At 66.7% G+C, this 14,097-nt stretch carries 9 protein-coding genes; 6 read left to right on the top strand and 3 right to left on the bottom strand.

Annotated elements, in window-relative coordinates:
• The first annotated feature begins 34 nt into the window (after positions 1-34).
• Positions 35-1,444, top strand: a complete 1,410-nt coding sequence (mdtD, locus tag ACEF39_RS15775) for a multidrug transporter subunit MdtD (RefSeq protein WP_500285728.1) — start codon at positions 35-37, stop codon at positions 1,442-1,444.
• A gap of 546 nt (positions 1,445-1,990) precedes the next feature.
• Here mdtD and ACEF39_RS15780 read toward each other — a convergent pair.
• Together ACEF39_RS15780 and ACEF39_RS15785 are read right to left on the bottom strand one after the other, a co-directional pair.
• On the bottom strand, positions 1,991-5,521 hold the full coding sequence (locus tag ACEF39_RS15780) for a two-component regulator propeller domain-containing protein (RefSeq protein ID WP_500285729.1): 3,531 nt from the start codon (positions 5,519-5,521) through the stop codon (positions 1,991-1,993).
• A 96-nt stretch (positions 5,522-5,617) separates the two neighbouring features.
• Positions 5,618-9,163 carry a sensor histidine kinase gene (locus ACEF39_RS15785; protein ID WP_500285730.1) on the bottom strand — a complete coding sequence of 1,182 codons (3,546 nt, stop codon included), beginning with the start codon at positions 9,161-9,163 and terminating at the stop codon, positions 5,618-5,620.
• A gap of 165 nt (positions 9,164-9,328) precedes the next feature.
• Here ACEF39_RS15785 and ACEF39_RS15790 point away from each other — a divergent pair, with 165 nt between their 5' ends.
• From ACEF39_RS15790 to ACEF39_RS15800, 3 genes are read left to right on the top strand one after another with little or no spacing between them, the layout of a single operon-like run.
• Positions 9,329-9,973 carry a YceI family protein gene (locus ACEF39_RS15790; RefSeq protein ID WP_500285731.1) on the top strand — a complete coding sequence of 215 codons (645 nt, stop codon included), beginning with the start codon at positions 9,329-9,331 and terminating at the stop codon, positions 9,971-9,973.
• Positions 9,970-10,542: a cytochrome b gene (locus ACEF39_RS15795; RefSeq protein ID WP_500285732.1), complete on the top strand. Its 573-nt coding sequence runs from the start codon at positions 9,970-9,972 to the stop codon at positions 10,540-10,542. Before ACEF39_RS15790 ends, ACEF39_RS15795 begins: the two co-directional genes overlap by 4 nt.
• Positions 10,543-10,545: 3 nt before the next feature.
• On the top strand, positions 10,546-11,118 hold the full coding sequence (locus ACEF39_RS15800; RefSeq protein WP_500285733.1) for a YceI family protein: 573 nt from the start codon (positions 10,546-10,548) through the stop codon (positions 11,116-11,118).
• Between the two features lie 96 nt (positions 11,119-11,214).
• On the opposite strand, the gene ACEF39_RS15805 is transcribed toward ACEF39_RS15800, so the two are convergent.
• A complete protein-coding gene (locus ACEF39_RS15805) occupies positions 11,215-11,445 on the bottom strand; it encodes a glutaredoxin family protein (protein ID WP_100460059.1) in 231 nt (76 codons plus the stop codon).
• A 101-nt stretch (positions 11,446-11,546) separates the two neighbouring features.
• On the opposite strand from ACEF39_RS15805, the gene ACEF39_RS15810 reads away from it, so the two are divergent.
• Together ACEF39_RS15810 and ACEF39_RS15815 are read left to right on the top strand one after the other, a co-directional pair.
• The gene (locus ACEF39_RS15810) at positions 11,547-12,929 is read left to right on the top strand and encodes an L-serine ammonia-lyase (protein ID WP_500285734.1); all 1,383 of its coding nucleotides are present in this window, start codon (positions 11,547-11,549) and stop codon (positions 12,927-12,929) included.
• Positions 12,930-13,066: 137 nt separating this feature from the next.
• Positions 13,067-14,062 (top strand): alpha/beta fold hydrolase, encoded by a 996-nt coding sequence (locus ACEF39_RS15815; RefSeq protein WP_500285735.1) that lies wholly within the window; start codon positions 13,067-13,069, stop codon positions 14,060-14,062.
• Positions 14,063-14,097: the final 35 nt, after the last annotated feature.

A 14,097-nucleotide genomic window follows, 5' to 3' on the forward strand; every position in this document is an offset into this window, starting at 1 on the left:
CATGGCGCCCCCCACGTTGCACCGGCCACGTCCCATGTCCACAGCGCCATCGACCTACACCCGCCAGCGCCCCCTGCTGTGGCTGGTTTCGCTGGCGATCTTCATGCAGATGCTGGACTCGACCATCGTCAACACGGCCTTGCCGGCGATGGCGGCGAGCCTCGGCGAGAGCCCCCTGCAGATGCAGTCGGTGGTCTTCAGCTACGCGCTGGCGGTGGCCACCTTCATTCCCGCCTCCGGCTGGATCGCCGACCGCTACGGCACCCGTCGCACCTTCCTGGTGGCGATCATCCTGTTCACCCTCGGCTCGCTGGCCTGCGCGATGGCACAGCAGCTGCATCAGCTGGTGGCCGCGCGCGTACTGCAGGGCATCGGTGGCGCGATGCTGCTGCCGGTCGGGCGCCTGGCGGTGATGCGCTCGGTGCCACGCGAGGACTTCCTGCGTGCGATGAGCTTCATCGCCATCCCCGCATTGGTCGGTCCGCTGATCGGCCCCACCCTGGGCGGTTGGCTGGTCGAGATCGCATCGTGGCACTGGGTGTTCCTGATCAACCTGCCGATCGGTGTCATCGGCTTCATCGCGGCGATGAAGATCATGCCCGACCACTACGCCAGCCATCGCACCCGTTTCGACCTGCGCGGCTACGCCATGCTGGCCTTCGCGATGGTGGTGCTGTCGCTGGCGCTGGATGGCATTTCCGGACTCGGCACACCGCACGCGCTGGTGATGCTGATGACCGTGGCCGGCCTGGCTGCACTGGTCGGCTACTGGCTGCACGCGGCAAATTCAACGGCACCGCTGTTTTCGCTGGCGCTGTTCCGCGTGCCCAGCTATCGCATCGGCATTCTCGGCAACCTGTTCTCGCGCATCGGCAGCAGTGCCATGCCGATGTTGATTCCGCTGCTGCTGCAGGTCGGCCTTGGCCTGGGGCCGATGAACGCCGGCCTGATGATGGTGCCGGTGGCGGCCGCGGGCATGGTGTCGAAGAAGCTGGCGGTGAAGCTGGTCGAGCGCTACGGCTATCGCCGCGTACTGATGACCAACACCGTGCTGGTCGGCCTGGCGATGGCCAGCTTCATCCTGATGACTCCAGGCCAGCACCTGAGCGTGCGCCTGCTGCAGCTGGCCTTCTTCGGCGCGGTCAATTCGCTGCAGTTCACCGTGATGAACACCGTGACCCTGCGCGACCTCGATCGCGAGTTCGCCAGTTCCGGCAACAGCCTGCTGTCGATGGTGATGATGCTCGCCGCCGGCTTCGGTGCGGCGGCTGCAGGCAGCCTGCTGGCCGCGTTCGGCACGCAGCTGGAAGGCCACGGCGCGACGGCTGCGCTGCACGCTACCTTCCTGTGCGTGGGCGCGATCACCCTGACCTCGACGCTGATCTTCTGGCAGCTGCCCGATACCAGGCCCGAACCGCGCGAGGTCGAGCACGTAGCGGAGTAGTGGGTTCGGCAGGGCTGCGCCCTGCACCTGCAGAGGCCAGAGCAACGGCAACAGCCGAAGCAAAAGCTGGCATTCCGTAGGATGGCGGGGCGGTGTCGGAGTGCGGGGACGCCGTAAATCCGTCCATGGAGGCTTGGCAGCCGCATCCATGCGGCTGACACCCCGCAATCCGACACCGCCCCACCTTCGACAGATTTCCGGTGGCTGATGGATCCACGCCATGCGTGGATGAATCTCTGTCAGATATCGAAATAATTCTGGGGTCAGACCCCATGCCATTCCGGTGTCGACCAAAGTCGACATCCACCAACAGCAACACAGAACGCCGTTCCGACAGATTGCGGAAAACTGTCGAAGGCGGGGTGGGTCCGGTTGCGGGGGTGTCCGCGGCATGGATGCCGCGGCCAAGCTTACAGGGACGTACTTGCAGCGTCCCCCGCAATCGGACCCACCCCGCCATCCCACGGATAGCCAGCTGTTGCTGTTGCTTCGGCCGTTGCCGTTGCTCTGGCCTCGGCAGGTGCAGGGCGCAGCCCTGCCGCCCCCCTACCGCCCCAAGACCCGGGCGATCGCTTCCACCAGCAGCTCACCGGTCACCGGCTTGCGCAGGAAGCCACCGATACCGGCCGCTTCCACCTGCTGCTGCAGATCAGGATCGGTGCGCGCGGTCACCGCCAGCAGCGGCAGCGTGTAACCCTGGTTGCGCAGATGCTGGGCCAGTTCGAAACCGCTCAGGCCCGGCAGATCCAGATCGAGCAGGCCGACATCGAAATCCCCCGCGCTGATCTCACGCAGCGCGGCCAGCGCATGGGCCGCATGGACTACCTCATGGCCACGGGTGGTCAGCAGCCCACACATCACATCGGCCACGGTCGCATCGTCCTCCACCAGCAACACCCGCAGCGGTGGCATGTTGAACGCAGCAGCAGCGGCGTCACTGTCGGCACCTCCGTCGCTGGCCGCACCCTGCTGCAGCGGCAATGGCAGGCTGACACCGAAGCAGGTACCGCTGCCCAGCTGGCTTTCCACCCGGATACGCCCCTGCATGGCCAGTGCCAGCTCGCGGCAGATCGCCAGGCCCAGGCCGCTGCCGCCGTACTGCGCGGCCGTGCGCGCGCCGTCAGCCTGCTCGAAGCGCCGGAACAACCGTTGTTGTTGCTCCTGGCTGATGCCCGGTCCGGTATCGCGCACTTCGAAATGCAACCCGCGCGGCCCTTCCTCGCAGCGCGCGTGCAGCGTGATGCTGCCGCGGCTGGTGAACTTGACCGCGTTGGACAGCAGGTTGAGCAGGATCTGCCGCACCCGCATCGCATCGCCGGTCGCCTGCAGCCCTGCGGGCAACTGGTTGTCGAGGACGAACCGCAGGCCCTTCTGCGCAGCCAGCGGCCCCATCAGCGCGGCCAGATCCTGCAGCAGGCGATTGAGCGCGAACGCATTGGATTGCAGTTCCAGGCGCCCCGATTCGATCCGCGCCAGATCCAGCGCATCGTTGACCAGGTGCAGCAGATGCTCGCCCGCATGCCGGATCGACTGGGTATAGCCGCGCTGCTGCGGATCCAGCGGCGAGGCCAGCAGCAGTTCACTCATGCCCAGCACCCCGGTCATCGGCGTGCGGATTTCATGGCCGAGATTGGCCAGGAAGCGTGTCTTCGCCGCCGACGCGTGTTCGGCCAGATCCTGCTTGTGCAGGGCGAGCTGGTAAGCGTGCTGGCGCTGCAGCCGGCGCCGGTACAACCAGGCGAACCAGCTGGTCAGCAGCAGTGCGATCGAGGCCAGCACCAGCAGGCCGGACAAGCTGCGCCACCATGGCGGCTGCACGTGGAATTCCAGGGTCTGCACCCGCGACCATACGTGGTCAGCCGAGCGCGCCTGCACTTCCAGCCGGTAAGCACCGGGTGGCAAGCGTGAGAACAGACGCTCGCCTGCCGGGCCCACCTCGACCCAATCCGGGTCGTAGCCGGCCAACCGGTAGCGGTAGGTGTTGGAGGCCGAATCGGCGAAGGACAACAGGCGCGCGACGATGCGCAGGTCACGGTCGCCATCGGCGATCTGCAGCGGCGTGTCATGGGTCAGGTCCAGCAACTGCTCGTTGCGGCGCACCTCCACTCGCTCGATCACCAGCGGCGCACGCCGGGTAGACGGCCGAACCTGCTCGGGATCGAATACCACTACACCAGCGGGCGTGCCTGCCACCATGCGCCCAGAGGCGGAGGCGATCAGGGTGTGTTCGCGGAACTCCTGGCTGGGCAGACCATCGTGCACCCCGTACAGGCGTACGCTTTCGCCATCGGCACTCACCCGCACCAGGCCGCGGGCACTGGTGGCCCACGCCACGCCCTGTGCGTCGACTACCAGACCGGTAGCGGAAATCGCCGGGTAGCCCTGCTCCGCCCCCACCACCGCCTGCCGTTCCAGTCTGCCCTGGCTCCAGAGGTAGCGCGACAGGCGGCCATCCTCGGACAACCAGACCTGCCCGTCCTTGCCGACGTGCAGGGCATACACCGCCGTGGCCGGCGCACCGGGCACCGGCTGGAAGCGCTGCGCATCCGGTTGCCATTGCAGCAGGCCGCGGCTGCTGGCAAGCCAGATCCGGTCCTGCGGGCCACATTCCACGTCCAGATTGAGCTGACCGGCCTGAAGACCCTCCTGGCCGTTGTCCAGCTGCCGACGCACATGCCCGTCCAGGTCACGCTGCTGCAGGCCCGCTGCCAGCATCAACCACAGGCTGTCGCCATCGCAGGTCATCATCGCCTCGATGTTGCCTTCCATGGTCGCATCCGCGCCGGAGTCACGCCCCCAGCGCCGCAGCTCGCCACGACGCGGGTCATAGCGCATCAAGGCATCGGTCGAGCCCACCCACACCCGTCCCTGCCGGTCTTCGCGCACCGACGTCAGCCAGTGCATGCCGTTGACGAAGGTGCGGTGCTGCTCGATCACGCCCGTGCGCGGATTGAAACGATCCAGCGCGCCATGGCTGCCGACGGTCCACACGCCACCATTGCTGGAGGGGCTGGTCCCCAGCACATAGGAATTGCGCAGCGAGGACGGATCATCCTCCAGTCGCGAAAACACCGAAAACTGCCACCAGCGCGGAAGCAGGTGCCACAGGCCGGCATTGGTACTGGCCAGCCAGATGCCGCCTTCGCGGTCCTCATAGGCGCCGGTCCAGTTCGGCCGCACCAGGCCACGGGCGATGGCGCTGTACAGCGGTACGGTCTGGTATCGGCCATCGATACCCCGGCCCAGGCCGCTGCGCGTGTCCAGCCAGTGCCCGCCCTGTTCATCGCGCAGCATCATGCCCAGCACCTGGTCGCCGGCGGGCAAGGTCCAGGGCACGGATTCGAAACGGCCATCCGGGCGCCGCACCGTGGCCCCGGCCAGCGTGCTGATCCAGAGGCTGCCGTCGGGTTCTGCGGTCAGTCCATTGATCAGCAGGCTGGGCACCAGGTCGCCGCCGATGCGTTCGAAATCGGTGCCGGTCCAGCGCGCCACGCCATGCTTGGTGCCGACCCACAGGCTGCCATCGGCAAGCGTGGCCAGGTACGGTACCGACGCGGCCGGCAGACTGCGCGGGTTGTTCGCTTCGGGCAGGAACCGCTGCAGACGATCATTGCTGTCCAGCCGGTACAGGCCGCCCTCGTGGGTGCCGAACCAGATCGCGCCATCCGGTGTCGCAGCCAGGCTCCAGACCGTATTGCTGCCCATCAGCGGCTGACTGCTGCGGTCGTAGAAGCGCAGCTGCCGGCGATCGGCCGACATCCGCACCAGGCCGGCATTTTCAGTGCCGATCCACAGCTCGTTGCGGGCATCGACCAGCACGCTCCAGATGCGGTTGTCGCGCAGACCGTCTTCGGAGCGCCAGATGCGGTAGTTGCGCCCGTCGTAGCGCGCCAGGCCATCGTTTGTGGCAATCCACAGGTAGCCGTAACGGTCCTCGGCCATGCGGTTGACGGTGTTCGATGGCAACCCGTCGAACACGGTGACCTGGCGCGGCGAAGGCGGCACCGGCTGCGCGGCAGCGGGCACCAGGCAGCACAGCAGCAACATCAGCAGCGTCACTGCCCGCAGATACACCACCGATGGCCTCCTCACGCTGCTGTTGATGATGCCCACGCCGTGGGCGTCGGCATGGTAAACCGAAAGTTGCGCGATTCACGCCGCTAGATGCCGTGCTCAGCTGATGATCTGGCGTTTGCTGCGTGCCTGGGCAATGGCCGCCACCAGCAGATCACCGGTCACCGGCTTGCGCAGGAAACCATCGAATCCGGCCGCAAGCACCTGGGTCTCGGCATAGGCATCCGAGCGCGCGGTAACCGCCACCAACGGCAACTCGTAGCCCATCGCGCGCAGCTGGCGGGCGATGGCGGTGCCGTCGAGTGCCGGCAGGTCGAGGTCGAGCAGACCGACATCAAACCCCTCGGTGGATATCTCCGACAGCGCTCCCAGTCCATGCAGCACGTGCACCACCTCATGGCCACGGCTGCGCAGCAGGCCGGCAATGACCTCGGCAACGGTTGCATCATCCTCGACCAGCAGGATGCGCAGTGCAGGCAGCGTTGGCGACACTGCCTCGCCAGGGCTGGAGGTCTGCTGCCGGCTCCATGGCAGCGGCAGCCGCACGGCGAAACGTGCGCCACGCCCCGGCTGGCTGTCGACATCGATGCGGCCACCCATCGCCACCGCCAGTTCCTGGCAGATCGCCAGGCCCAGCCCGCTGCCACCATAGCGCGAGGCGGTACGCGGGCCATCGGCCTGTTCGAAGCGATGGAACAGGCGCTGCTGCTGCTGGGTATTGATGCCCGGCCCGCTGTCGCTGACCTCGAAGGTCACCGCGCCGCCGTTGTCGTCCAGGCGCGCCGCCAGACCGACATGGCCGCGCTCGGTGAACTTGATCGCGTTGCCCAGCAGGTTCAGCAGGATCTGGCGGACACGCATCTCATCGCCACTGACGCAGATCGGGCCTGGCAGTGCATCCCCGCGCTGGAACGCCAGCCTGCGCTGTTGTGCCATCGGCTGCATCAGCGCCTGCACCTGGTCCAGCAGCCCGCCGAGGTCAAACGGCCGGATGTCCAGCTCAAGTCGTCCGGCCTCGATCCGTGCCAGGTCCAACGCGTCGTTGACCAGCCGCAGCAGATGACTTCCGGCCTGCTGGATCGAGCCGGCATAGCTGCGCTGCACCGGGTCCAGTTCGGTGGCCAGCAGCAGCTCGCTCATGCCCAGTACGCCGGTCATCGGCGTGCGCACTTCGTGGCCCAGGGTCGCCAGGAAGCGGCTCTTGGCCTGCGACGCCTGCTCGGCGATCTGCTGCTTGTGCACCGTCAACTGCCACTGCTGGCGCCGCCGCAGCCGCCTGCGGATCGACCACAGCAGTGCCAACAGCAACAGCGAGCCCAGCATCACATAGCCGAAGATCGCCATGCCGCTGCGCCACCAGGGCGGCAATACCTTGATGTGCAACTGCTGCGAGGGCGTCCACGGGCCACTGGCCGATGCGGCCTGCACCTCGATCAAATAAGCCCCGGGCGGCAGCCGCGACAACGTGCGCTGGCCATCCCCGCCCTGTTCCACCCAGTTCTGGTCGTAGCCCTCCACGCGGAACCGGTAGCGGTTGCCCTGCGGGTTGGCGTAGGACAGCAACCGCGCATCGATCTGCAGGTCGCGGTCATCAGGCCCCAGCAACAGCAGGCCGGAGGTCGGCAAGGGCTGCCAGCCGCGCGCATCATCGCGACGGACGCGTACCTGCGCGATCACCAGCTGCGACGGCGGCAGTTCGGTGTCGGCGGCATTCGGATCGAAGCCCACCATGCCGGTCTGGGTGACGGCCAGCACCCGGCCATCGGCATCGATCGCCGGCGGGCGTCCGGTGAACTCGGCATCGAGCAGACCGTCACGCTCATTGAAGATCTGCAGGCGACGCTGTTTCGGATCCCAGCGCAGCAGGCCGCGGGGTGTCGTTGCCCACAACTGGCCGTTCCGGGCCAGAGCCAGCCCCCCCATACTGACCGGCGGCACGCCGGCACTGGCATCGACGCGCTGGATCAAGCGCAGGCTGAGGCCATCCCACTGGTAGCGTTCAAATGCGCCCTGGCGTGCGACCCACATCTGCCGGGGATCAATCCATACCAGATCGTAGATCGGGCCGCTGGAAACCCCCGGCACCGCTTCGAAGCGATCACCCTGCTCGCGCAGAATGCCAGTTTCCCCCATCACCCAGGCCCGCCCCGTGGCATCGAAGCGGATCTGTTCGACCGGTGCATCGGTGTCACCACGCAGCGTAGCGCCATCGAAACTGCGCAACAGGCGGCCCTCGGCACTGCGCTGCTGCAAGCCCAGATTCATCACCGACACCCAGACCGTGCCATCAGGCGCCTGTCGCATCAGATCGATGCGCTGCCGCAGGTCGGAGCCGCCGCCGATGCGCCAGTCGCGCAGCGCACGGGTGGCCGGGTCGTAGACGCTGATGCGTCCCGCGCGGCCCAGCCACAGCCGCCCATCGGGACGTGGCAGCACCGACCACACTGCGCCGCCGCCCAGCTCGCGGTCACTGGCCAGCAGGCTCAACGTCCCCTGTGCATCGATCTGGTAGACACCGTGGGCAGAACCGACGTAGTAGCTGCGACCGTCGCTGGCAGCACTCAGCAGGTACTGGCTGTCCAGCGGCTTGCCATCGGCCTGGTACCAGGTCGAAAAGCGCCGCCAGTCTGGTGGAAGGTAGGCCAGGCCCTGGGTCAACAGTGCTACCCAGAGCCCTCCCTCATGATCCTGCAGCAGGTCCAGCACGCCGCTATGGCCGGTCAGGAAGCCACTGCCACGGTCGCCTTCCAGCTTGCGCAGCACCTGGCCGTCACCGCGCAGCAGGCCGTCGGAGGTTCCCGCCCAATAGCCTCCGTGGCTGTCGGCCAGGACCAGTGCCGAGCGCAGGCGGGCACTGTCGGCCCAGGCCGGTCGCGTCACCCGATCCTGCGCATCGATGCGATACAGGCCGTCGTTCTGCGTGCCGACCCATATTGCGCCATCGGCATCGCGGCTCAGCCGCAACACACTGACCGCCCCTAGTTCGCGCGGTGCCACGGCTTCGAAGGACTGGCCGTTCCAGCGCGCCACACCGGCTTCGGTTCCCACCCACAGCCGGCCCTGCGCATCAACCAGACTGCTGAAGACGGTGTCGCTCGGCAGACCGCCAGGCTGCGCCGGATCATGCTGGAAATGGCGTAACGAGCCATCTTCGCCGAAGCGGCAGACCCCATGGCTGCTGCTGCCGACCCATAGCGCATCCTCGGCATAGGCCAGGGTCCAGAACTGTCCCTGGCATCCTTCGGTGACGGACTCGAAGGTCTTGAAGCGTTCGCGGTCGGCATCCAGGCGGGCCAGTCCCTTGCCGTTGATGCCGACCCATACCCGGTCGAGCGGGTCGACCAGCAGGGTTTCGATCTCGTTGCCGGGCAGCGAATCCGGTTGTGCCGGGTCGTGCTGCCACACCCGCAGTTCACCACCGTCATAGCGGGCCAAGCCGCCGTCGGTGGCCGCCCACACACGGCCCTGGCGGTCTTCGGCCAGCGCGACCACCATGCGCGAGGGCAAGCCCTCGGCCGCGCCGAAACGGCGCAGGCGCGGTGTTTCACCGGCCATGTCCAAGGTCGCGGCTGCAGCGGAAAGCGCCAACAGCACCAGACCTGCTCCTGCAATGCCTTGGCACCACCGGCGCCAGCCGCTCGTCATCCTGAACCCCCTGTCCTGTGCCGATTGTCACACAGGGCTGCAGCCATCGCTGCAACAGCTTGTTTCCGGCCACATCGGCACCACGAACTGTTGCAGCCGTGCACACAGCGTTGCGCAAGGGCTATGGGTATGATCGAACAGTCATTTTCCCCGAGTCCACCGCCGATGCGCCTCCGCCTGGCCCTGCTGCCGATGCTGCTTGCCGTCGCCCCCGCCTGGGCAGGCAACGATGCCTACCGCATCGATCCGGTGCACACCCGGGTGCTGTTCGCGATCGACCATGCCGGCTACTCGCAGGCGCTGGGTACGATCTCCGGAAGCCAGGGCCAACTGCAGTTCGATAGCGACAACTGGCGCGATGCGACACTGGACGTCGAGATTCCGGTGTCGCGATTGGACCTTGGTGATGCCAAGTGGAACCAGGCAACCCTGGCGCGCAGCCTGCTCGATGGCGAACGCTTCCCCACCGCCCGCTTCGTCTCCCGCCATGTCGAACCGATCGACGCCACACATGCCCATGTGACCGGCACGCTGACCCTGCGCGGGGTCAGCCAGGAGGTCACGCTGGAAGTGACCTTGAACCAGATCAAGCGCTATCCGCTGCCGCCCTTCCGGCGTACGGCCGGCTTCTCCGCCACCACCACGCTGAGCCGGCGTGCCTTCGGCATCACCGCCTGGCCGGGCGTGATCGGTGATGCGGTGCAGGTGCGGATCGAGGCTGAAGCCACGCTCGACCGCAGCGACCGTGCGGGAACTCCCACGCCCCAACCCCACTCCGACAGCCAGACGGCCACCAAGGACCCTTCATGACCGCCAAGAACACCCCTGCCGCCTGGGGGAGTGTCAGCCAGACCCTGCACTGGCTGATCGCACTGCTGATTCTCGCCCTGGGCATCGTTGGCCTGACCATGGGCGAGCTGCCGAAGACGCCCAAGTACTTCTGGGTCTATACCGCGCACAAGTCGATCGGCATCACCGTGCTGGCACTGGTGGTGCTGCGCCTGGGTTGGCGCCTGTATGCCGGTGCCCCCAAGCCGGTACCGGGCGTGCCGGGCTGGCAGGAACGCATCGCCAGCGCCACCCATGTGCTGCTGTATGTGCTGATGTTCGCCATCCCGTTGTCGGGCTGGCTGTACGACTCGGCCAGCGGCCTGCGTCCGTTCCGCTGGTTCGGTCTGGCCGATGTGCCCAAGCTGAGCGGGCCGGACCCGCAGGTCGTGGCGGTTTCCCATGCGTTGCACGAATACGGCTTCTGGCTGCTGATCGCGGTAGTGCTGGCCCATGCCGGCGCTGCCTTCTACCACCACCTGTTCCAGCGCGATGCCACCCTGTCCCGGATGTTGCCGCGTGGCTGGCTCGCCTCTCCCCAGAAGGACTGACCGATGAATCTGAAACTGACCACCCCGGCCGCCGTGGCTGCCGCCCTTGCCGGCATGCTGGCCGCCGCACCGGTGCTCGCCGCCGATTACGCGCAGGCCCCAGGTGCCGGTTCGTTCCTGGCCTTTGCCACCAAGTACGACGGTGAAGTGTTCACTGGCAACTTCCCGGGCTTTGCCACCAAGCTCAGCTTCGACCCGGCCAATCCGTCCGCAGGTTCGCTGGACGTGGTGATTCCGTTGGCCGGCGCCAAGAGCGGCAACAGCGACCGCGACTCCACCCTGCAGGGCGCGGACTTCTTCAACGTCGGCAAGTTCGCTACCGCGCGCTACACCGCCAAGGGTTTCCGCGCGCTCGGCAACGACCAGTTCGCCGCCGATGGCACGCTGGAACTGCGCGGCGTGAGCAAGCCGGTCACCTTTACTTTCACCTGGAAGCCCGGCGCTCAGCCGGTGCTGACCGGCAAGGCCACGGTCAAGCGCCTGGACTTCGGTGTCGGCGGCGGCGACTGGGCCGATACCAAGACCATCCCCGACGAAACCGCGATCAGCACGATCGTGAAGTTCGACGCGAAATAAGCAACGTGCCGGGGCACAGCCCCGGCCATCTCCGGTAGTGCCGGCCGCTGGCCGGCAACCACATGGATCCAGGCAACTGCCGGCCAGCGGCCGGCACTACCGACCGGCGGCCAGCCAGGCCTGCACCGCAGCCGCATCGAACGGCCAGTCCAGCTCCCGTCCTCCGGCCTCATCACGCAGCACCGGCACCCGCGCCCCATAGCGCGCCTCCAGCGCCGGCTGGTCATCCAGGAACACCGATTCGAACTCGGGCGCCCGCGCCTTGGCCAGCTCGGCCAGGGCCATGTCACACAGATGGCAGTCGTCACGCTGGAACAGGGTCAACACCGCGGTTTGCTCCCTTGGCGGAAATGCTGCGCCGCAGTCATGGAAGTGCGGCGTGAACCGCTAGAATAGCGGTCTCTCCCGGTACCCGCAGTACGGCAACCATGGCTGTCAGCACGTTCGACGTTTTCAAGATCGGCATTGGCCCGAGCTCCTCGCACACCGTCGGGCCGATGAGGGCCGCCGAGCGCTTCATCCATCGCTGGCTGCTCGACCCGGGCAAGCTTGCGGAGGTTGCGCGCATCCGTGCCGATGTGTACGGCTCGCTGGCACTGACCGGTCGCGGCCACGGCACCGACAAGGCGATCCTGCTTGGCCTGGAAGGGCAGCGTCCGAACCTGATCGATCCGGACATCATCCCCTCCACGCTGGAGCGCATCCGCGGCAGCAAGCGGATCGTACTGATGGGCCAGCACGAGATCGCCTTCGACGAAAAGCGCGACCTCGGCCTGAACAAGCGGCAGAAGCTGCCCTACCACACCAACGGCATGCGCTTCACTGCGTACAACGCTGATGACGAAGTACTGGCCACCCGCGATTACTACTCGGTCGGTGGTGGCTTTGTGGTCAACCAGGACGATGCGGCCGATGACCGTATCGTGCCTGACGAAACGCCACTGCCCTACCCGTTCAAGAGCGGCGACGAGCTGCTGGCGCAGACCGCGCGCAGTGGCCTGAGCATCGCCCAGTTGATGTTCGAGAACGAGAAGTGCTGGCGCAGCGAGGACGAGATCCGCGACAACCTGCGCGAGATCTGGAGCGCGATGCAGGCCTGCGTGGCGCGCGGCATCCGTGAGGAAGGCGTGCTGCCGGGTGGCCTGAAAGTGGGCCGCCGCGCACCGGCGCTGTACCGCGAACTGTCGTCGAAGCCGGAAGCGGCGATGCGCGATCCGCTGACCACGCTGGACTGGGTCAACCTGTATGCGCTGGCCGTGAATGAAGAAAACGCTGCCGGTGGCCGCGTGGTCACCGCGCCCACCAACGGCGCGGCGGGTGTACTGCCGGCGGTGCTGCATTACTTCGACCGTTTCTGCCCGGGCGCGAACGAACAGCGGGTGTTCGACTTCCTGCTGACCTCGGCGGCGATCGGCATCCTGTACAAGGAAAATGCCTCGATCTCCGGCGCCGAAGTGGGCTGCCAGGGTGAGGTCGGCGTTGCGTGTTCGATGGCCGCCGGTGGCCTGGTCGCGGCACTCGGCGGCAACCCGAGCCAGATCGAGAACGCGGCGGAAATCGGCATGGAGCACAACCTGGGCTTGACCTGCGACCCGATCGGCGGCCTGGTGCAGATTCCGTGCATCGAGCGCAACGCGATGGGTGCGGTGAAGGCGATCAATGCCTCGCGCATGGCCATGCGCGGCGACGGCAAGCACAAGGTGTCGCTGGACAAGGTCATCAAGACCATGCGCGATACCGGCCGCGACATGCAGGACAAGTACAAGGAAACCAGCCGCGGCGGGCTGGCGGTGAACGTCATCGAGTGCTGATGATTGGCGCAGCCAGGCATGGCCTGGCTCTACTGCAGGGCCGGGCATCGCCCTGGCTCTGCAGGGTGTTTCCTTATCGGACAACACCGTCACCGTTTTCCGGTTAGGCTCGGGCATCCCCTGCCCCGGAATGTCCCATGCGCGTGATCGCCGCCGCCCTGCTTGCCTGCGTTCCGTTGTCCGCTCTCGCTGCGCCAGCCTATGGGCCGCGGCTGGAGGGGTTCGATTACGGCTATCCGGTGAAGACCTTTGCGCTGGAATCGCAGCGCCAGCCGCTGGAAATGGCCTATCTGGATGTCGCGCCGAAGAAGAGGCCGATCGGCGTGGTGGTGCTGCTGCATGGCAAGAACTTCTGCGCAGCGACCTGGAAGGAGACGATCAAGCCGCTGGTGGCTGCTGGCTACCGGGTGATCGCGCCGGACCAGGTGGGCTTCTGCAAATCGAGCAAGCCCGAGCGCTACCAGTATTCCTTCGGGCAGCTTGCCGACAATACCCATGCGCTGCTGCAGCAGCTGCAGCTGGGTGACGTGCCGGTGCATGTAGTCGGTCATTCGATGGGCGGCATGCTGGCCATCCGCTATGCGCTGATGTATCCGCAGGAGCTGCGCAGTCTGTCGCTGGTCAATCCGATCGGGCTGGAAGACTGGAAGGCGCTGGGCGTGCCCTGGCGCAGCGTGGACGCGTGGTATGCCGGCGAAATGAACATCAGCTATGACAGCATCCGTCGCTACCAGCTGGACGTGTACTACGACGGCAAGTGGAAGCCGGCGTACGAACCGTGGGCGCGCATGCAGTCGGGCATGTACGAGGGCCCGGGCAAGCAGCAGGTCGCCTGGAGCCAGGCGTTGACCTCGGACATGGTGTTCAACCAACCGGTAGTCCATGAACTGAAGAATCTGCAGGTACCGACCACGTTGTTCATCGGCCAGAAGGACCGCACAGCGATCGGTCGTGACCAGGCATCGCCCGAACTGAAGGCAGCGCTGGGCAATTACCCGGTACTGGGCAAGGCGGCCGCCGCGGCTATTGCAGGCTCGACCCTGGTCGAGTTCGCGGCGCTGGGCCATTCGCCGCAGGTGCAGGATCCGAAGCAGTTCAATACGGCGTTGCTGAAGTCGCTGAAGGCGCGTTGACGTTCCATGACCGCCGGGCATGGCCCGGCGCTACC

It is taken from the genome of Stenotrophomonas indicatrix, assembly GCA_041545745.1.
In the GTDB taxonomy this organism is placed as follows: domain Bacteria; phylum Pseudomonadota; class Gammaproteobacteria; order Xanthomonadales; family Xanthomonadaceae; genus Stenotrophomonas; species Stenotrophomonas indicatrix_A.

Bases quoted from the DNA above. Each gene is read 5' to 3' on its own strand.
- ACEF39_RS15790 (WP_500285731.1), top strand. From the start codon at position 9,329: ATGCGCCTCCGCCTGGCCCTGCTGCCGATGCTGCTTGCCGTCGCCCCC.
- ACEF39_RS15785 (WP_500285730.1), bottom strand. From the start codon at position 9,163: ATGACGAGCGGCTGGCGCCGGTGGTGCCAAGGCATTGCAGGAGCAGGT.
- ACEF39_RS15815 (WP_500285735.1), top strand. From the start codon at position 13,067: ATGCGCGTGATCGCCGCCGCCCTGCTTGCCTGCGTTCCGTTGTCCGCT.
- ACEF39_RS15800 (WP_500285733.1), top strand. From the start codon at position 10,546: ATGAATCTGAAACTGACCACCCCGGCCGCCGTGGCTGCCGCCCTTGCC.
- ACEF39_RS15810 (WP_500285734.1), top strand. From the start codon at position 11,547: ATGGCTGTCAGCACGTTCGACGTTTTCAAGATCGGCATTGGCCCGAGC.
- mdtD (WP_500285728.1), top strand. From the start codon at position 35: ATGTCCACAGCGCCATCGACCTACACCCGCCAGCGCCCCCTGCTGTGG.
- ACEF39_RS15795 (WP_500285732.1), top strand. From the start codon at position 9,970: ATGACCGCCAAGAACACCCCTGCCGCCTGGGGGAGTGTCAGCCAGACC.